Here is a 19,320-nt window from a genome sequence, read left to right as displayed (position 1 = left end):
AAAAGAGTGAAAATGTTGCCAAGTTATTGCCAAAGTGGGAGGGAGATCGTTAAAGTAATAACACTGTGTTTTTCTTCAATTGAGATGGTACCCCCATGTTCATGAACGATTTGTTTACAAATATAAAGCCCGAGTCCTGTACTGCCTCTTTCCGCTTTTGATAACTGACTGCCGCGGTAAAATGGTTCAAAGGCATTGACTAAAATGGCTGGATTAACGTTATTACTGACGTTCGATACATTGATAATGACATGATCCGCTTGGCGATAAGAAGCGATTTGAATGGTTGAATGATTTTCTCCATATTTAATGGCGTTATCTAGTACGTTCATAATGACTTCAAGTAGCCGGTTTTCAATTCCTTTGATAAAAAGGGAAGGTTCTGTATCATATACGATGGTCATGCCGTATTTTGTTGCGTTCAGTTGCATGTCTTCGCATAACTGTTTGATCAGATGGGAAACATCGACTTTCTCCACTACGTAGTTCGTTTGCTTAGACAGTTCGATTACATCAACGACCATTTGATGAAGCCGGTCACTTTCTTTTCTAATACGTTCGGCTGCCTTTTTCAAGAAGATTGGATCGTTAAAATCTTCTTCAGATATAATTTGCGAATACCCCGATATCGTTGTTAAAGGTGTTTTTAATTCATGGGTTACATTATTAAAAAACTCACGCCTCGTTTTTTCAAGCTTCTCGACTTTTTCTTTTTCCTCAGTAATGACCGCAATTTGTTCTTTAATTTGTTCTTTCATCTCATGAAAGCGATCATTTAGTTCTTCAATTTCATCACCCGTAGTAATTTTCAGCTTCGTATCGTATTGGCCTCGAGCCACATCGGAGAATGCTTCAGTTACTTTGGAAAGTGGTTTCGTGATTTTACGCGATAATATATAAGAAAACAGAAAAATCACAGTAAAGAGCACTAACGTAAAATAGGTGAGACTGGTCAAAACTTTTTGGTTGGAAGCAAATAAAGCAGTGTAATCTTTCGTTAAACGAATAATGCCGTAATGCTCGCCGTTAATATAAAGAGGGTAGGAGAAGTTAACAACCCATTCATTGTCGATTTGATTGATCGTGTAGGCCGATTTATTGTTCAGGGCCAACTGCAGGTCATGGTCACTGCTTTCTTCTAACCGTTTACTCGGTTTCGTATTGACAATCACATATTCTTGTTCGTCAATTGCTTCGTAAAGAAAATTTCCCTCTATATCATACAAGGTGACATTACTGCGTAGATTTTCACTTAACTCCTGGACTAACGAATTTCCAGAATGGGCAAACACATCACCCGTTAAGTTTTTTAATAGAAGAAGCTGCTTAATATATTCTCTCGAGTATTGTTGTGTATTTTCCATCTCGGCTTTAATAATGTTTTCGCTGTTTTTGTTCAACATATTGCTAATATAGGCATTGAGCAACAGCAGTGAAATAGAAAAAATAAGTAAAAAGCCGAGCAGAAACTTTCTTTGGATCGTCCATTTCCTAGCCATCATTGCAATCCTTTCATCTTATAGCCAATTCCAAACACTGTTTCAATAATGGACGGGAGAGACTCGCAATCTAGTTTTTTTCGTAGTCTTTGTACATGGACATCGACCGTTCTTAAATCGCCCTCATAGTTCATATCCCAAACATAATCAAGGATCTCTTCCCGTGAAAACACTCGATTTTTATGCTCAGCAAAAAGCAAAAGCAAGTCATATTCTTTCGGTTTAATTTTCACTTCTTCCTCTCTTTTAAACACCGTACGGGAGGCAGGATCGATTTTTATGTATTCGTTAATTTTCATGAAAGTTTCGATGTTTGCTAGACGTTGCCCCCGGCGCAATGCAACTTTTACACGGGTTAAAAGCTCTCGAATGTCAAACGGTTTCGTCATATAATCATCGGCACCCAGCTCTAATCCAAGAATTTTATCAACAATGTCATTTCGAGCAGTCAGCATAATAATCGGAATATGTGGATAGTCGTGCACCACTTTTTTGCAAATATCAAATCCATTCGTATCTGGCAGCATTACATCCAACAAGATTAAATTCGGTTGCATACTCTCCATCAGGTTATATGCTTCTTTGCCGGTAAACGCACATTGTACAAAATAGCCTTCTTTCCGCAGCGAGTACGAAATGATATCTGAAATGGATTCGTCATCTTCAACTACAAGAATTCTCTTAGTTTCTGTCATAAGCGTTACTCCTCTTTAAAGGTCGATCGTCCACACTCTATTGTACTACCAAGTTGTTGCCAAAATATAAACAATTTTATAGAGATTAAAATCAATTGTCTTAAGTGTTGACCTATCGTTTATCATCTCTTATACAACAAAATTTAGCATGGAGAACAATTCTCCATGCCTAATAAGGGGTTTTTAATAACTCTCAAATAGATGACGTTGTACCTTGCATGGCTTTTAATCGTTTAACCTCTAATGATAAAAAGCACGTAATAATGGAATACTCAATCGCTAATGCGAACGGAAGAAACACCATCATTCCATTCGGGATATAAAAAGAGATAAGGGCAATACCAATGACCGCAAAGGAGTGAATGAGATACCATTTTGTTTGATAAACCCAGGAAAAAGGTAAAAAGTGAGCGCCTGTTAAAACCGCTAGTACATAAGGGATAATCGCTGGGTTCTTCGCAATAAAGATCAGAACAACCGGAATAAATAAAATTTGCATGGCACCTAATAATCCAGCCAGCGAAGACAGAGGATTGTCGTGGACAAACATATCTTTTTTTAGGATTTTCGAAATGAGTATCCCTAACGGAAAGATAATTCCAACCCCATAAATATACACCCAAAACCTAATGTCCTCAGGGATAAAAAAATAGGATAGCCCGGCAAAAAACCAAAACAAAATCCCCGCATACAGCATAGGTGTTCCTTTCGCAGTAGAAATGGATAATTCCCTTTGAAGCTGTTGAAGCGACTTCATTCGCATCCCTCATTTCTTGTATAGAATTGTATGACATATGTACAACAGAATCACACCTTTTCTGTCTATATTGATATGTAGGATGCTATGAGCAAATTTATACCACTATATTAAAATATGTAATTTTTTGTTAAGATCGTTAGGCGACAAGTCATTTTGTCATAAAAATCGAATAGAAACTACCTTGGGACGAATTGAGAAAGACCAAACCGAAGATGTAATTGCTCTACTAAAGCAAATGAACGATAAGATGGATGTGCGTGACTCAGAAATACAAGTCTTAAATAAACGTGTCTTTAAAGTAGAGTCAGAAATTGAACGGCTGTCACATCCATAGTTCGGCGTAACCTTCAATAAAATAAAGTTGCGCCCATGAATTGAAAGACGCGCTGATAAAATGTAAACCCCGCTCATAATACGCAGCAGTTACCGTAAAAATGCGTGCTACTCACAACTGCGCTTCTATGTTACTGCAAATCAGGGACCCCCACGAGTTACTTTTCAACTCCTAATGTGAAATCTCCAGCCGTTAGCATGATTAACTCAACCAACAAATCCGATAGAATGATCCAACATGCATTACCAATTAAATCCCCATTTGAAACCCTCATCTGTTTGTCCTAAAGCTAAAATCCTTGTCTTCCCTAGATTTTTATATTACTTCAGACCCTTACCATGAACCTCTACATAGCTAGAAAAATGACAATTTGATGGACACGAATGATCCCCATGAAAATTATGTTAAAATTATGAAGGACAAAGGATAATAATGCTATAAGTAACAAAGAAATAATCATAATACATAATGGAAACTTGGATCTAGGAGTGAGTACGCTGAAAACAGTTGTAGTTATAGGTGGAGGAATTACTGGTCTAACGACAATGCACTACTTACAAAAACTGAAGAGAGAGCACAATCTCGACATTCAATTAAAACTCATTGAAAAGAACGAACAGTTGGGGGGGAAAATTAAAACGGTACGCGATGACGAGTTTATTATAGAAGCTGGAGCAGATTCCATGGTTGCGCGTCACGAAAGCGTGATGCCGCTTGTTCAAGATTTACAACTTGAGGACCAACTCGTTTATAACGCGACAGGTATCTCATACATCTACACGAATGATGAATTACATCCGATTCCAGCCGATACCATCTTTGGAATTCCGACAAGCGTGGAATCCCTTTATAACAGCACTTTAGTATCGGAAGAAGGGAAGGAGGCTGCCTTAAAAGATTTAGAAACTAAAAATGAAACGTTCACGAAGGAAAGTTCGATCGGCTCCTTTTTAGAATACTTCTTAGGAAAGGAATTAGTTGAGAAACAAATTGCTCCTGTTCTATCAGGTGTGTACTCAGGGAATATTTATGAGCTGACACTAGCCTCGACCCTTCCTTATTTGCTCGATTATAAAAATAAATTTGGCAGCATCATCAAGGGTTTAGAAGAAAATAAAAAACAATTCCAAGGCGCATCCGATAAAAAATTCATTTCCTTTGACACGGGTCTTACAGCGATCATTGACAAACTCGAAGAAGAACTGACCGACTGTACTATTCTAAAAGGTGTTACGACAACCGGTGTACATAAAGAGAATGAAAGCTATCAACTGACATTTTCTAATCATGAACCAATCGAAGCAGACTATGTCGTCTTATCGACTCCGCATGATGTCACGCAGCGAATACTAAATCACAATCAACTAGACGAAGATTTTAACGAATTTAAAAATTCTTCGCTCATTAGTATTTATTTAGGGTTTGATATTCCAGACAAAGAATTACCGGCTGACGGAACAGGGTTTATCGTTTCAGAAAACGGCAATTTAAATTGCAATGCCTGTACGTGGACGAGTCGCAAATGGGAGCATACGTCAGCTAATCACAACTTATTAGTCCGTCTTTTTTATAAAAGTTCGAGTGAAGTCTTTTCTTCCTTAAAACAGATGACGGAAGACGAACTTGTGGAAGCCGCATTAGCAGATATCCATAAAGGGTTAGGCCTTCAAGGAAAACCGAAAACGGTTCAAGTGACGAATTGGGATGATTTAATGCCAAATTATCATTTAAATCACAGCCAAGCGGTTCAGTCACTAACAGAAAACATGTCGGCTCTATATCCTAATGTTATTTTAGCTGGTTGTTCTTATTATGGCGTCGGGATTGGCGCTTGTATCAAAAATGGTGAAGATACAGCAAAAGAAATTGTCAACCGAATTATGGAGTAAGATATTTAATACAAAAGCTGTTGAGACGTTCAACAGCTTTTTATTCGTTAGTTGCAGATCAGTCGCTAATTACAAATTAAAGGTCAACCACAAAGACCGTATATTCTTCATGAGTTCTTATCCAAAGGAATACACCAAAGGGAAATCGCCCCGAGTTGCTCACTTTATTTACTTTAAAAAATTCTATAGGAGTATATTGTTTACGATTGGCGTTGTTACTGTTTTACTCACTTCCTTTAGATATATGAGTGGCACATTAAAGTAAGACGTTAAAGAGAGGGTTTTGCTATGGTGCAAACGAAAAAGATCTCAATCAACAGAAGTGGATCAAAATTGAAATCAAGAAAAGGTATTATTCTAAAAATCATTTTAGGTTTTCTCGTATTTTCCGTACTTATTACATTCATTATCAACACGGTTATTGCGTACAATATTCTTTCTTCCATGTCAGATGTGAGAGTGGAATTTAACGAGGCAACTTTAGAGGATTTTCATTTGGGTGGCGAACAAATCGAAGTTTTCAGTAGTGACGGTTTGAAAATCAATGCTTACATCGTACCGCATGAAAACTCCAGAGGGAATGTGTTAATCCTTCATGGTATGCATGGAATGGATGCGACATCGTTATTTGGGTATGCTCAATTTTTATTTGAAGCGGGTTATACTCCGGTTGCCGTCGATATGAGAGCACACGGAAAAAGTGAAGGGGAGCGTTTGTCCTTTGGATATCATGAAGTAAATGACGTCAATGCAGTTGTAAATTATTTAAAAACAGACGATCGTTTTCAAGGTGCTCCAATGATTTTGTACGGATTATCAATGGGGGCAAGTACTGCGATAAACGTGGTAGCAAAGAATGATGACATCGCTGCTGTTATTGCGGACAGTCCTTATCTGTCCATGCAACGCCAAGTGGCAGATTATATGAAAAGAGACGGGGCGCCATCTTTTTTTGTTAAAACTATTTGAGCCTTCTGTTAACCTGGTCTTTTGGCATTTATTTCGTATCAATCCTGTCGATAACATTCCAGAGAAATCGATAACCGAACTAAATCACATACCCATTTTTATTATCCATGGCGATGCAGATACGCAAACAGCTGTGTACCATGCGAGTACGTTGTCTGAACGATCTAGTAGTGACATGACGGAACTATGGATTGTTGAAGGAAAAGAACACTTAATTATTGAGGATGTATTGGATGATGAGAGTCTGTTTTATCGAGAACGAATTATTGGTTTTTTAAATGCTAATAGTGAGTAAAAAGAAAAGTGAAGAAGGGGTTGTTAAAAGTGCCTAACAGGAGGTACTTTTTCTCTGTATGCAGTAATCATATAAAATTTTATATAAAAAATATTACTGGTATATTAGTCATGATTTTGTTGTTTCATCGTAGAGCAGTGATGGTATTAAGAAATGGGTTCTTGATGAAAGTATTCATGAGCGTAGAAATATGTGGATAAAAAAACATCTTTAAAACTTTTACCTTAAGATCTATATTTTCCCATCTACCTTTAGATATAGGGCGAACTCAGTATATATTTATCATAGTTTTAATGGTTTTAACAGATAGGTTAGAACTATTTTTAAAATTTTATCAATATTTGCTATTATTGTAATATTTTTGTAAAATATTTACTGGTTTGTATAAATAGATGGAGGGGAGTCATAGTATGTCTCGGAAAAAAGGTGTATTCTACCTAGTACTTACGGCAATGTTATTTTTGATATTAGTAGGTTGTAGTGAAGCAGGCAAAACTTCGGTGGAGTCCGGTGATAATGAAACAGAAGAAGTGGATGTAAACGAAAGCGAAGAAAACAAAGGTGAAACAGAAGAGGAGGAGAGCAGCCGGGAAGTCGTTAATGTATCAGCAGTGACTTCCGATATTGGTGATGTTCCTCAGGATCAAGGGGATTATGAAGTTCGTTGGGAAATTACGATTGAAGAACAAGAAGAACTGTACCTAATCACGGGGCAGTCGAATTTACTCCCAGAATCAAAAGTGAGAGTGTCGGCTAACTCTGATGACTACACATTTATTGGTTATCATACGAATATGACCGTTGAAAAGGACGGTACCTTTAAAGGTGAACTAAAGCACCCGCAGAAGTATGATACAGAAATTGATTTTATTTTTGAAGTAAGAGCTCATATGCAATACGACGAGATTAAGGAGCACTATGGAGAGTTGTTTGAAAATGTCCAAGGCCCACTTGTCGCGGCGAACACAAGTGATGGAGAAGAAATTGAATACCATGTCGTTTCGGTCATTTCACATGCTCCAAAAGAAGATAAGTATGTAACGTTAAATTCGAAAATACCAGATTGGAACTTTCGTGAGGATCAAGGTGATTTAGAGGTTAAGATTGAAAATGTTAAAGTAGAAAAAGATGATGAACGTTTTTATATAAAAGGAGAAACAAACTTATTAGATGGTTCTAAACTCCATATAGAAGTTGATTTGCCGGATTATATATCTTTTGGCTATACAAATGTTACCAAAGTGAATCCAGATGGTTCATTTTCCTCTCGTGTTAAATACCCTGATGGAATTGCTGAAGATGCTGAGATGAATATTGTGATTTCCTTTCATTTAAATCGAAATCAACAGATGGACTATATTGAATTACACTATGGTCTAGATGGAGAAAATCTAACAGGTGAATTAGTCGAGGAAGGTAGAGACGGCAAGAAGTTTAGTCAGTTAAAGCTAAATATTCAATAACCGAAAATGTGGAAGCTGGAGAATAATCGTTTATTTCTCCAGCTTTTTTATTAACCATAAGATTATTTGTCCTCTTCGTTTTCTTTTAGTGAGTGAATATCTTCTTCTTCCGCGATTTCTGTTTGTAAATTAGGGTGTGTTGGAATAACAGCTGTATCTTCGAGTTCCCCAATAAAAACGTACATCCCTAAATACTTATGGAAAAACCATTCGCCGGCACCGATGCCAATCGCTGAAATAATCGATGATCCTAGAAGGGGAACTGGAGAAAACGTCCAAGTGACTAAAAAGATAATGATAAAGGCAACCGCTGTATCGATTAAACTAGTGAGAAGGTTATTAATCCGCGGCAGTGCCCGCAAGTCAATCACATAATAGGAAAACAACGTATAAGTAATCGAAATAATCATCACATAGCCGATGGGAACACTTACACCTAATGTTAATACGAAAAATAATAATAGCGTGGTAACTAAAAATTTGATCAGTAAGGGACGAGCGTGTTTCATCGCAAAAATTCCTTTCTATTGGATGACTTTTGTTTCTTGTACTATACCCTTGAATACAAAGTGCTATTCAATTCGGATTTTAGTTGATCATATTTTTATTATGTAAACTAATTAGATGCAGTAAAAATCTAACGTCACATCAACCATAATCGATTATACTTAAATTAGAAATTTTTTTATCTTTTATTTTATTACCATACTTGGAGGTCAACTGATGGAGTGTCCATTTTGTAATCCAGAAAACATTGTAATATCCAATGAACTTGCCTTTGCTATTTTTGATAAATACCCTGTTACGAAAGGTCATTTACTAATCATACCGAACCGACATGTCAGTGACTTTTTTGACACTAGCCTTGAAGAAAGGGCAGCAATTAATCAGCTATTAGAAGAGGGAAAAGCATTGCTTGAAGAAACGTATCAACCGGATGGTTATAACATCGGAATCAATTGTGGAGAAACAAGCGGACAAACGATTTTCCACGTTCATGTCCATCTCATTCCGCGCTATAAGGGAGATATCGAAAATCCAAGAGGCGGAGTGAGAGGGGTAATCCCAGAGAAGAGAATGTATTAATGAAGTAATTTCGTTCACGCTTCCTCCTAATTATTCCCTCCACCGCTCACGAATCAGCGCTTTTCGTTCACGCTTGCTCCTAATTTTTCCCTCTACTGCTAACCTAGTGAAGCAACGCGTTCCTGTTATCAATACGTTTTTTGATGAGAGAAGGGAGATAGGATATAAATGTTATTGATTTTGGAGTACGCTAAAGTGGGCAAAGAAAAGCAGAAAAAACATTCAATATAATTTCTCTATTTTTCGTAATGTGATCATATCGGTTACTGTAGTCATTTTCTTAATAATAGCTTTAGGTTTTACTTGGCTTTCATTGATGAGATCAAGTCAAGAGAATGCCATACGTGATGTACAGCTTTTTCAACAAATTACACGTCCTAACGTAAATCAGTCAGGGGTACAAAATATAGGGAATAGCTTATTTGAAGGGGTTTTATACTTTAATCAGTATAAGGAAATAGAAGGGATCCCTGTAAATTGGGGAGATCACGTGGTTACTTACAGTCTTTTTGGCGGAGTCAGCCGATTAACAGGTGACCACTCACCGATACAACTTTTAGATCCCTCAGATGGACAAATGAGATATTATGATCGGGAAACCAAACAACGGATAATGGAATTTTACCACCCTGAAGTGGAGTATAGAAATATTAGAAATGATTTGGAACAGTTGGAGCAAATGACAGGTGAAAAATACATTGAAATGGCCATTTCGTTTGATCAATCTTATACAGCAGAACAAGTCCGTACTTTTTTACCGGAGAATGTTTCACTTAAATGGTTGTGGGCAGATACGTATACTGATGTTGAAAGCTTAAGAGAAATCAATACAGTGGATGGAGATGGAGAGGAATATGTTGTTCCAGCTTTTCCAGAGTTAGCAGATCGTATTTATGGTTTTAGCGAACGCCCTGATGGTCAAAGTAAAGGGGAAGAATGGTTTGTCCAAGCGATTGAACAAGGAATACAAGTAAACGATGGAAAGTACTATCGAGAGTTTGAACGAATTTATCAATACCTAAGAGGAGACTCTCAATCGATTGACACAACAAGTGTTAAAGTATTGGGAGCTGTTGTTACGGGTACATCAGAACAATTAGAAGTATTAAAAGAGATGGAACAAGTTCGATCATCTGTTTTTGGAGTGATGGCGGAGAGGTTTTAGTAGTTCAAGCGGTGCTCAATATGGACCCCTAATGAAATAAAAAAAGCAGAGTAGACATTAGCTTCTACTCTGCTTAAAGATAGGGGTGTTGTTATTACATTAGAACTCTATAACAATACGACCGTTAATCTTCCCTTGTTCTAAATCATCAAATATTTGATTGATTTGATCAAGTGGTGCTACTTCGACGATCGTTTTCACTTTTCCGTCTGCCGCAAATTGGAGGGCTTCTTGTAGGTCCATTCGAGTTCCAACGATCGAGCCGACAATACTTACCCCGTTTAGGACAGTGTCAAAGATAGGGACTTCCATCATTTCAGGAGGAAGGCCTACTGCTACACACTTTCCACCTCGTTTTACAGCACGATAAGCTTCGCCGAAAGCTGGCTTAGAGACTGCAGTACAAATGGAAGCTTGTACACCGCCAACTTCTCGTTGGATCCAATTCGCTGAATCCTCAACTTTTGGATTAATGACTAAATCTGCTCCTAAGTCTTTGGCTAACTGTAACTTTTCATCAAAAGTATCGACGGCAATAACTTTATAGCCCATCGCTTTGGCATATTGAACCGCAACATGACCAAGACCGCCAATTCCATAAACCGCAACCCAGTCACCAGGCTTCGCTTCACCAACCTTCAACGCCTTATAAGTAGTCACACCAGCACAAAAGATAGGGGCAGCTTCTACATAGTTTAAGTTATCCGGTATTTTCACAACATATCGTGCATCAGCTAAGCAATATTCAGCATATCCTCCATTTACTGAGTAACCAGCATTCTGTTGATTGTGGCAAAGAGTTTCGCGTCCTGATAAACAATATTCACATTGACCACATGCGGAATATAACCAAGGAACACCCACTCGATCGCCGATTTGTAAATGAGAGATATTTTCTCCTATTTCTATCACTTCTCCAACCCCTTCATGTCCAGGGATAAGAGGTAAAGTAGGTTTAACTGGCCAATCCCCATGCGCTGCATGTAAATCAGTGTGACATACACCGCAAGCCTTAATTTTTACTAATACATCATGAGGGCCAACCTTTGGGATTTGTACATCTTCAATCATTAGTGGCTTTTTAAATTCTTTCACCACAGCGGCTTTCATTGTTGTCTCATTACGGCATACTTCACACATGCCAATCACCTCTGAGCTCTCTGTTAGGATTTATATTACAATTTAATATTCTAATATATTGCTAAAAAGAACAATAGTTCCACTGATACCTTCATGATGTTGACTAAATTTTATTACAAAATTATTAAATTTTCCCATGTACTATTGTATTTTTTACCATGTAAAGATGGGATTTATGTTGTGAAATCATTAAATACAAAGTGTTTTATGCTATAACTACAGTAGATATAGTGGTAATTCTAGACTTGGTTGATTAATTTTATTTATTAGAAAAATTTAAATGTTTAAAGGAATAAATATTATATTAATAAATTATTACTGGCTGGGTTTTTAGTGGGATATACGTTCTTGAACTCATAAATTCGATAATCAATAGTATGAATTGAAGTGGTGTAAATACTATACAAAATTTATACATATATTATACAATATAAGTGTAGTTCAACAGGAAAGTGTTCTACTGTTGTTGGACAGGTCCAAATTATATCTTGTACCGTACCTTTTTCTTGAAAGGAGGGACAAAATTGAAAAAAATCGCCCTCTATCGAATATTTGTTATCGTTTTTATGGCAGTTAAATTTTTTATTCAGATTACACTTTTTCAAAAACGATATCACTCAAAAGGGTCTGATCAATTACAAGTTCAATGGGAAGCATTATTAAGAAGACAGGCGATTGAGTATCGTGAGACAGCTTTAAGGTTAGAAGGGCTTTTAATTAAGTTAGGCCAATTTTTAAGTACACGAGCAGACATTATGCCACAAGTTTTTATAAAGGAACTAGAGGATTTAGTGGATCATGTCCCTGCTGTTCCATGGGAAGAAGCAAAAAAAGTACTCGAAAATGAATGGGGCCGAAACTATGGCGAGATCATCCATAAGATTAGTATTGAACCCGTAGCATCAGCTTCAATCGGCGAAGTGTTTCACGGATATTTGCACAATGGCGAAGAAGTTGCGGTTAAAATACAGCGCCCTGGAATTGAAAAAGTTATCAGGACTGATTTTAAAGCGATAAAAATTATCATGTGGCTTGCGGATCGTTTTACTTCTTACGGAAAGAGAATAGATTTGCCTAAACTTTATACAGAAATGAGATATGTTATCGGCCAAGAGTTAAACTTCCGAAAAGAGTTAGAAAACGGACGATACTTTGAAAAACGATATGATGATTTTGATGACGTACAAATTCCTTCATACTATAAAGAGTTTTCAACTAGAAAAGTCCTTGTGATGGAATGGATGAATGGGAAAAAGGTTACCGACCTATCTTTTCTTGAAAAACATGGAATTGACCGTCAAGAACTAGCGGAACGATTATTTAAAGTGTTTCTGGAGCAATTACTGCAAGAAGGAAAATTTCATGCGGATCCACATCCAGGAAACATCCTGGTAAAGAGCGATGGAACGATCGTACTCATCGATTTTGGAATGATTGGTGAAGTCAAAAAAACAGATGCCCTAGCCATTCGTGAGGTTGTTGAAGGAATTATATTTGATGATTTTGACAAAGTTATCAATGCCTTAGAAAAATTAAGGTTCTTATTGCCTCATGCGAATAAAGATGAGCTGAAGAGGGTGTTAGTTACATTGATAAGCACCTATGTTGAGCATGATATTACACAGATGGATGATCTTTTGGTCCAGCAAATTTTTGAGGACGTTCAACGTGTGGTTAAGAATGAACCGATTCAAATGCCTAGTGAATTAGCATTCTTTGGTCGAGCCTTATCGACGTTTGTTGGCATATTATATATCCTGCATCCAAAGATTAACTTACTAAAGTTAAGCCAACCTCTTATAAAGGATTGGCTTAGTCGAAATCAAGAGGGTACGAGTGATTCAGTCGTTAAATTGCTACGCGAATATGCAAGGCCGCTGCTTGGTATTCCACGTCAATTGCAAGAAGCTTTAAATGAACCAAAGCGCTATCGAGAATGGCAAGAAAGAAAAGACCTTACGGATAGAACCATTTCTTACTACCAATCAAAGAAGCGAGATGCCTTTCTTTTTATGGTACTTACTTCAATTGCCATTTACGTATCGTTCTTATTGAATGAGCTTGAACTTGCATATGGAAGTGTAGCTGTTTTTACTATAAGCTTTCTTTACTATCTACGTTCAACTCTAGTGTATCGCCGATTAGTAAATCAATTTTCTCGAAAGGATGAGTAATATGTCAGAAGCAAAAGTACAAAAAGAAGCTGCTGAGGAATTTGGATCGTACGAAGTGAAGTTTGAGGGACTCGAAGATGGATATCGAGTGACCGTACGGGGCGACAAAGAAAAAGTAAAATCACAACGACGCGTCGGGGCATCCTTTATCAACTTTCTTCGTCAAGTGGAAAAAGCAGGTTGGCCCATCCCGTTCCCATTTCGATTATTGCTGAAGTTCTGGGGGAATTACAATACCAAAGGTGTAAAGGGAGCATAACCGGTCAAAGAAAGAATCACCAAGAATCAGTGCCAGCCGTTTATGGTGCATAAGCAGAAACAATACTAAAGAAGAAAAAAATGATAATAAATGACACAAACGAAATGAGTAGTGAGATGAACCCGACCCTTCTTTTCTCTTTGTGGGGGTCACTGATCCAAAAGGCAAAGAACACTAAGCCAACAAATGGAAAGATGGATACTAAATAGCACAGCCATTTTTTAGAGGGTGTCAATCGATCAGCTCCTTATAGTATTTTATGGATTTAGATTTATGAGAGTTTTTTCCAATAATCAAATACCATCAAACACGAGTAGTGTGTTTCAATAAATCATATTATGTACTGTTACAAGTGTTTTATAAATAACATAGGTCATTCCCTTTAGCTTCCATACACAAAAAAAATCTTCCGTAACGTAGCACAGTACAACTTTCTTCACGAATATCCTAAACATACAACTGCTTTTAATCTTAAAACAGAAAGGAAGAGGTTGTATATGGAGAAGAAATTAATCAAAAAGCTCGTAAAAAAAGTCCGTAAAAAGCAAGAAAGGAAATATAAGATCACACTGAAACGTCTAGAGGAATTTAAGGCGAATTCGAAAGTCAACGAACCATCATACATGAGCAGGAGAGGGAATTAATAATTTGGTAAAAGGGGTTGACCCTTCTCGATCCAACTGGAAACTTTACACAAAAAAATCGAGAGCGCCAGAGCTGGAGTGATTGTAATTTATTCGAACGAGGCTGTATATAGCTTCAAGTTAGTGAGGGAATTATGAGCGTTCCTGTCGCCTGTGACAGGAGCGTTTTTGTTGTGCCAATAGGAAATTAAAGAGGAGATTACATTACACACCCAAAAATGCGTAGTAAGATGAATAGTTAATCTACAAAATACACGAATTCATCCAAGCCTTCTTTTATAATATCAGTCATCCTAATTATGGTAAAATATGATACGAATGACCGTGGCGCATGTAATTTCAAATTAGTGAATGATACTACTTTTATAAAACAATTCTTGAGGAGAAATACGAATGTATAAGATACTTATTGTTGAAGACGATGAAACGATCTCTGCTATTATGGAGGACAATTTATCTAAATGGGGATATCTACCGAAGCGGGTGACAGATTTTACGGATGTCTTATCCCTTTACACTTCGTTTAAAGCGCATCTCGTGTTAATGGACATTAATTTACCCTATTATGACGGGTTTTACTGGTGTGCAAAAATAAGAGAGGTCTCGAATGTCCCTATTGTTTTTTTATCATCGAGAGACTCAGATGCAGATAAGATCCGTGCAATGTCTCAAGGCGGGGATGATTATATTGAAAAGCCCTTCTCCATGGACCTGCTCATAGCAAAAGTTCAAGCGACGCTTCGTCGGGCGTATTCTTATAGTGATCAATCGTTAAATGTCATTCAATATAAAGATTTAATTTTACATCTTGAACGGCATCTCGTTCTATGTGGAGAAAAAGAAGTAGAGTTGACTCGCAATGAGGCAAAGGTTTTAACTGTACTTGTTCAACATCAAGGAAAAGTAGTTTCACGCTCGAGACTCATGAAAGCACTATGGGATGATGAAAGTTTTGTAGACGATAATACGTTGACTGTTAATGTAAATCGTCTGCGAAAAAAATTAGAAAAGATAGATCTCCCTAACTATATTAAGACCATTATAGGTGAAGGATATCAATTAGTATGAGTTTTTTAAACTATTTAAAAGAACGTTGGATCACTCTTTTATTTATCTTTTTGGCGTCTGCTTTTGCTGCTTCTGTCTTTCATCTCGATCATCGTCTGCAACTAAGTAATGCGAATGGCTATTATATGGTTGCTGGTTGTGGGCTATTATTTTTGATGTACATTAGTATTGATTATGTTGTTCTACGATCCCGCGTAAAAAACTTAAGTCAATTTACAAAGTTAAACGCTTCTTCAAAAGAAGTTGAAGATTTTTCCTATCCAACGGACCGGGCGCTGGCAGAACAAATCCAACAGATCGTCATAGGTTTTGAAAAATATAAAGCTGAAGTTCAAACACAATCTTCCGAAGAGTTAGAGTTTATAACAAAATGGCTCCATGATGTGAAGGTGCCGCTAGCTGCTGTTCAACTAATCCTTGAAGAAGAAGAACATCAAATTCCAGCTCATGTATTTGAACGTTTATATTATGAGTTATTCTCGATTGAAGAGTCTGTTCAGCGGGTGTTTTACGAGATAAAAAGCAATCGATTTTACGATGACTACAAAATTGCACCAGTGAATACAAAACAGCTGATTGTTCGTGCATTAAAAGGATACTCTAATTTATTTAGTTACAAACGAATATTTATTTCTATCGAAGGGGAAGATCATTCGGTTTTAACAGATGAAAAATGGAGTGGTTATATTTTGTCGCAAATGATTTCGAATGCGGTCAAATACACACCACATGAAGGAACGATTTCCATTACTACGAATAAGACGGAAAATCAAACAACGATTTCTATAAGAAACAGTGGAAAAGGAATTCATCCAAGAGACATTGGACAAGTCTTTAAGAAAGGCTATACAGCATCAGATCAGCGAACGGGTTTAAAGGCTACAGGCTATGGACTATATTTATCAAAAAAGGTAAGCGATTTGCTCGGTCATCAGGTAACGGTGGAATCCGTTTATAACGATTATGCCATGTTCCACTTAGCGTTTCATCATAGTGACACGATTCATGATGTGACAAAAATGTAAGATGGACAGAGAAACTGTAAGGTCATTCGATTTTTGTTATGCCGTATCTGAGATAAAGTAAATGTATAAATCATAACTCGGGGGTGTCTGTTATGAACATGATACAAGTTGAGAATATTAGTAAAATTTATGGATCAACCAATAGTACCAATCAATATCAAGCTTTACGTGATATTAGCTTTGTAGTGAAACAGGGTGAATTTATTGGTGTGATGGGGGCGTCTGGTTCTGGGAAAACAACATTGCTTAATATTCTTGGAAGTCTGGATAAGCCAACATCTGGTCGCTTTATAATGAATGAAAAAGATATTGCGGGGCTGAGTAAAAAAGAGCTTGCGACGCATCGAATTGAAAATATCGGCTTTATTTTTCAAGATTATAATTTACTAGAAACGATGACGTTAAAAGAAAACATTATTTTACCGCTAGCTTTACAGGGAGCTTCTGTTGAAGAGATCGAAGTAAAACTGCGGCCATTAATTACAGATCTAGGGATAACGGAAGTGATTGATAAATACCCTTATGAAGTGTCAGGAGGTGAACAACAACGGACAGCTGCTTGTCGTGCTTTAATTACAAAGCCTAAGCTGATCCTCGCTGATGAACCGACTGGGAATTTAGATTCGCGATCGAGTAAGGATCTCCTTCATCTATTAACCTATATTAATAAGGAGTACGGGGTTACGATATTAATGGTTACTCATGACGTATTTGCCGCTAGCTATTGCCAAAAAATTATGTTTATCCGTGACGGTAAAATCTACAACGAATTATATGCTGGAGATGATAAAAAACAGTTTTTTGATGCGATTATTGACGTCATGAGTGTGCTGGGAGGAGAGCGCCCATGAATCTTTATACATTAGCTCTTCGAAATATTAAATTGAATTCAAAGAAATATTTGATGTACTTTTTTTCATTAAGTTTTAGTGTATTTACCACGTATACGTTCATTGCGCTCATTCACAATGAAACTGTCAGGAACGCATTTACGTATAGTGACAGGTACCAGGCACTGCTTTTGAGCTTTGGGGTCATTATTATGGTGTTCGTATTATTCTTTCTGATTAGCTCAAATACTAGTTTTATTAAAGCGAGAAAAAAAGAGATTTCAACGTATTCATTGTTTGGGATGACAGACGTAAAAATTGGGAAATTGCTGTTTATAGAAACGATGATGGTTGGTATAGCGACGTTGGCTGTCGGGATTGGTACAGGGATTTTCTTCTCAAAGTTGGTTGCGATGGTGTTACTAGATTTATCGCTCGCTTCCTATACTGGACATATTTCTTTTGCTATCGATCCTATGTCTATTTTTATAACGATCGTAGTTTTTCTCGTCATTTTTTCAATAATGGGTTTGTCGGGATTTCGTATCATCCATCAGTTTGAATTAGTTGATTTATTCAAAGCTGAAAAAAAATCTGAAGGTGTTGCCAAAGGATCTTATGGACTATTAATTTTCTCATTTTTAGTTGTTGGCTTAGGTTATTATTTGGCTGCCATAAACGATGCAAATCAAGTGGTCACTTATGCCTTTCTCATCATTACATTAGTTGTTGTCGGAACGTATTTGTTTTTTTGGGGCGGGCTACCAAAGGTTTTCAGCCTGATTAAAAGAGATCAAACGTTGTATTACAAAGGGGCTCGTTTAATTTCTACAGCGTCTTTTTCTCATCAAATGACAACGATTTCTTCACTGATGGCAACAATTGCTGTCCTTTCTGCCGTTGCAACAACAGCGATTGCTACCGGTTATACGCTTTATAGTAATATAGAAGAAAATACGTATGAAATCATCGGGTATGATATGTACTTTTATGGAGGAGAGGAAGGGTTACTCGAACAAGTAAACGCGAGTTTTAATGAACACGACGCGACGGTTATTGACGCTTACTCAGTCGAGATGTTTCAGACCGCACCGAAAATGCAGAATGTGTTCGATGAAAGCAGAACGTATATAACGAGTGAGGATAATTATTTTAGAGTATACAGCGAGACAGAGTTTAATCAACTTATTTTATTGTCTCAAACAAGACTACAACCATTAAATGTAAAAGAAGGCACTGTAACTTATACTCATCCCTCATTACTAAGTGATATGGAGCAGGCGATCCTGGGGCATGAGCTTCACTTTTCCGAGAACACGATGGAAATTACAGCAGCGCTTGCGACGGGGCTGGGAACGTTTGGTGGTTTGCATAACCTCATACTGCATGATGATGATTTTCAAGTATTACGTCAGACCGGAGATGTTCTTTCAACGGACAACTTCGCTCATGTATTTAATTATACAAACGCTTTAACATCGAGCACTCTCAACGAAAGGTTAAGCACTATTTTAGCTGGAAATGCAGGGAGTTACCGAACAGCTTATAACCATTATAGTGAAACGATGGAAGTGTTTGGGCTTGTTTGTTTTATTGGATTTTTCATGAGTGGCGTCTTCATTTTAATGACGGCCAGTTTGTTATACTTCAAGCAAGTCATGGCTGCAGAAGAAGAAAAGCATCAATATAAAATGTTACGAAAAATTGGAATGAATGAGGAAGTTGAAAAGAAGGTCATTACGCAGCGTTTGCTACCGGTTTTCCTTATTCCGTTACTCATCGGGATCCTCCATAGTATATTTGCAATGAAAGCTGCCGATACGATCGTTTTCACGCATATGATTACTGTTAATCATTCGTATCTGACGGTGTTAGGATTTTCAGCAATTATGTATGTCGCATATGCCATTGTATATGGAGTCTTTTATTACATAACAAAAGCACAGTATTCACGTATTGTCAGGTAAAAAGGAATAGAGGTTACTCCGTGTTTGGAACAAAAAAAGTATAGAGGAAGGAGGTTAG

At 37.2% G+C, this 19,320-nt stretch carries 18 protein-coding genes; 13 read left to right on the top strand and 5 right to left on the bottom strand.

Going from position 1 to position 19,320, the window contains the following annotated elements:
* Positions 1-23: 23 nt before the first annotated feature.
* From N7Z68_RS07845 to N7Z68_RS07835, 3 genes are all read right to left on the bottom strand, one after another.
* A complete protein-coding gene (locus N7Z68_RS07845) occupies positions 24-1,499 on the bottom strand; it encodes a HAMP domain-containing sensor histidine kinase (protein ID WP_275117916.1) in 1,476 nt (491 codons plus the stop codon).
* Entirely contained in the window at positions 1,499-2,194 is a 696-nt protein-coding gene (locus N7Z68_RS07840) for a response regulator transcription factor (RefSeq protein ID WP_275117915.1), read from the bottom strand. Before N7Z68_RS07840 ends, N7Z68_RS07845 begins: the two co-directional genes overlap by 1 nt.
* A gap of 193 nt (positions 2,195-2,387) precedes the next feature.
* Entirely contained in the window at positions 2,388-2,951 is a 564-nt protein-coding gene (locus N7Z68_RS07835) for a DUF7010 family protein (protein WP_275117914.1), read from the bottom strand.
* A 184-nt stretch (positions 2,952-3,135) separates the two neighbouring features.
* Between N7Z68_RS07835 and N7Z68_RS07830 the strand changes: the two genes are divergently transcribed.
* From N7Z68_RS07830 to N7Z68_RS07810, 5 genes are all read left to right on the top strand, one after another.
* Positions 3,136-3,288, top strand: a complete 153-nt coding sequence (locus tag N7Z68_RS07830) for a hypothetical protein (protein WP_275117913.1) — start codon at positions 3,136-3,138, stop codon at positions 3,286-3,288.
* Positions 3,289-3,785: 497 nt separating this feature from the next.
* Positions 3,786-5,177 carry a protoporphyrinogen oxidase gene (locus tag N7Z68_RS07825; RefSeq protein ID WP_275118074.1) on the top strand — a complete coding sequence of 464 codons (1,392 nt, stop codon included), beginning with the start codon at positions 3,786-3,788 and terminating at the stop codon, positions 5,175-5,177.
* Positions 5,178-5,465: 288 nt separating this feature from the next.
* The gene (locus tag N7Z68_RS07820) at positions 5,466-6,146 is read left to right on the top strand and encodes an alpha/beta hydrolase (RefSeq protein WP_275117912.1); all 681 of its coding nucleotides are present in this window, start codon (positions 5,466-5,468) and stop codon (positions 6,144-6,146) included.
* Positions 6,130-6,441, top strand: coding sequence for an alpha/beta hydrolase family protein (locus tag N7Z68_RS07815; RefSeq protein WP_275117911.1), 312 nt, complete (start codon positions 6,130-6,132; stop codon positions 6,439-6,441). Before N7Z68_RS07820 ends, N7Z68_RS07815 begins: the two co-directional genes overlap by 17 nt.
* 410 nt (positions 6,442-6,851) lie before the next feature.
* Positions 6,852-7,904 carry a hypothetical protein gene (locus N7Z68_RS07810; protein ID WP_275117910.1) on the top strand — a complete coding sequence of 351 codons (1,053 nt, stop codon included), beginning with the start codon at positions 6,852-6,854 and terminating at the stop codon, positions 7,902-7,904.
* Between the two features lie 62 nt (positions 7,905-7,966).
* Here the strand turns inward: N7Z68_RS07810 and N7Z68_RS07805 are convergent, their stop codons facing one another.
* Positions 7,967-8,413 carry a DUF2512 family protein gene (locus N7Z68_RS07805; protein ID WP_275117909.1) on the bottom strand — a complete coding sequence of 149 codons (447 nt, stop codon included), beginning with the start codon at positions 8,411-8,413 and terminating at the stop codon, positions 7,967-7,969.
* A 214-nt stretch (positions 8,414-8,627) separates the two neighbouring features.
* Here N7Z68_RS07805 and N7Z68_RS07800 point away from each other — a divergent pair, with 214 nt between their 5' ends.
* Complete coding sequence (locus N7Z68_RS07800; protein ID WP_275117908.1) at positions 8,628-8,990, top strand: HIT family protein; 363 nt, start codon at positions 8,628-8,630, stop codon at positions 8,988-8,990.
* Between the two features lie 220 nt (positions 8,991-9,210).
* Positions 9,211-10,155: an anti sigma factor C-terminal domain-containing protein gene (locus N7Z68_RS07795; protein ID WP_308447218.1), complete on the top strand. Its 945-nt coding sequence runs from the start codon at positions 9,211-9,213 to the stop codon at positions 10,153-10,155.
* Between the two features lie 99 nt (positions 10,156-10,254).
* Here the strand turns inward: N7Z68_RS07795 and adhP are convergent, their stop codons facing one another.
* Positions 10,255-11,265 carry an alcohol dehydrogenase AdhP gene (adhP, locus tag N7Z68_RS07790; protein ID WP_275118072.1) on the bottom strand — a complete coding sequence of 337 codons (1,011 nt, stop codon included), beginning with the start codon at positions 11,263-11,265 and terminating at the stop codon, positions 10,255-10,257.
* 554 nt (positions 11,266-11,819) lie between these two features.
* On the opposite strand from adhP, the gene N7Z68_RS07785 reads away from it, so the two are divergent.
* The 6 genes from N7Z68_RS07785 (at position 11,820) to N7Z68_RS07760 (ending at position 19,262) form a co-directional block, all read left to right on the top strand.
* Positions 11,820-13,469: an ABC1 kinase family protein gene (locus N7Z68_RS07785; RefSeq protein WP_275117907.1), complete on the top strand. Its 1,650-nt coding sequence runs from the start codon at positions 11,820-11,822 to the stop codon at positions 13,467-13,469.
* A 1-nt stretch (position 13,470) separates the two neighbouring features.
* On the top strand, positions 13,471-13,728 hold the full coding sequence (locus tag N7Z68_RS07780; RefSeq protein ID WP_275117906.1) for a hypothetical protein: 258 nt from the start codon (positions 13,471-13,473) through the stop codon (positions 13,726-13,728).
* 1,037 nt (positions 13,729-14,765) lie between these two features.
* Positions 14,766-15,440, top strand: coding sequence for a response regulator transcription factor (locus N7Z68_RS07775; RefSeq protein ID WP_275117905.1), 675 nt, complete (start codon positions 14,766-14,768; stop codon positions 15,438-15,440).
* Complete coding sequence (locus N7Z68_RS07770) at positions 15,437-16,465, top strand: sensor histidine kinase (protein WP_275117904.1); 1,029 nt, start codon at positions 15,437-15,439, stop codon at positions 16,463-16,465. Before N7Z68_RS07775 ends, N7Z68_RS07770 begins: the two co-directional genes overlap by 4 nt.
* 92 nt (positions 16,466-16,557) lie before the next feature.
* Complete coding sequence (locus tag N7Z68_RS07765) at positions 16,558-17,316, top strand: ABC transporter ATP-binding protein (RefSeq protein WP_275117903.1); 759 nt, start codon at positions 16,558-16,560, stop codon at positions 17,314-17,316.
* Complete coding sequence (locus N7Z68_RS07760; protein ID WP_275117902.1) at positions 17,313-19,262, top strand: FtsX-like permease family protein; 1,950 nt, start codon at positions 17,313-17,315, stop codon at positions 19,260-19,262. Before N7Z68_RS07765 ends, N7Z68_RS07760 begins: the two co-directional genes overlap by 4 nt.
* Positions 19,263-19,320: the final 58 nt, after the last annotated feature.

It is taken from the genome of Alkalihalobacterium chitinilyticum (assembly GCF_029028005.1).
GTDB lineage: Bacteria > Bacillota > Bacilli > Bacillales > Bacillaceae_F > Alkalihalobacterium > Alkalihalobacterium chitinilyticum.
The sequence above is the reverse complement of the archived record's forward strand: the minus strand, read 5'-3'. Positions and strand labels throughout refer to the sequence as shown.

Coding starts and splice junctions, on each gene's coding strand:
- N7Z68_RS07820 (WP_275117912.1), top strand. CDS start 5,466: ATGGTGCAAACGAAAAAGATCTCAATCAACAGAAGTGGATCAAAATTG.
- N7Z68_RS07810 (WP_275117910.1), top strand. CDS start 6,852: ATGTCTCGGAAAAAAGGTGTATTCTACCTAGTACTTACGGCAATGTTA.
- N7Z68_RS07770 (WP_275117904.1), top strand. CDS start 15,437: ATGAGTTTTTTAAACTATTTAAAAGAACGTTGGATCACTCTTTTATTT.
- N7Z68_RS07835 (WP_275117914.1), bottom strand. CDS start 2,951: ATGAAGTCGCTTCAACAGCTTCAAAGGGAATTATCCATTTCTACTGCG.
- adhP (WP_275118072.1), bottom strand. CDS start 11,265: ATGAAAGCCGCTGTGGTGAAAGAATTTAAAAAGCCACTAATGATTGAA.
- N7Z68_RS07845 (WP_275117916.1), bottom strand. CDS start 1,499: ATGGCTAGGAAATGGACGATCCAAAGAAAGTTTCTGCTCGGCTTTTTA.
- N7Z68_RS07765 (WP_275117903.1), top strand. CDS start 16,558: ATGAACATGATACAAGTTGAGAATATTAGTAAAATTTATGGATCAACC.
- N7Z68_RS07840 (WP_275117915.1), bottom strand. CDS start 2,194: ATGACAGAAACTAAGAGAATTCTTGTAGTTGAAGATGACGAATCCATT.
- N7Z68_RS07775 (WP_275117905.1), top strand. CDS start 14,766: ATGTATAAGATACTTATTGTTGAAGACGATGAAACGATCTCTGCTATT.
- N7Z68_RS07780 (WP_275117906.1), top strand. CDS start 13,471: ATGTCAGAAGCAAAAGTACAAAAAGAAGCTGCTGAGGAATTTGGATCG.
- N7Z68_RS07760 (WP_275117902.1), top strand. CDS start 17,313: ATGAATCTTTATACATTAGCTCTTCGAAATATTAAATTGAATTCAAAG.
- N7Z68_RS07800 (WP_275117908.1), top strand. CDS start 8,628: ATGGAGTGTCCATTTTGTAATCCAGAAAACATTGTAATATCCAATGAA.
- N7Z68_RS07805 (WP_275117909.1), bottom strand. CDS start 8,413: ATGAAACACGCTCGTCCCTTACTGATCAAATTTTTAGTTACCACGCTA.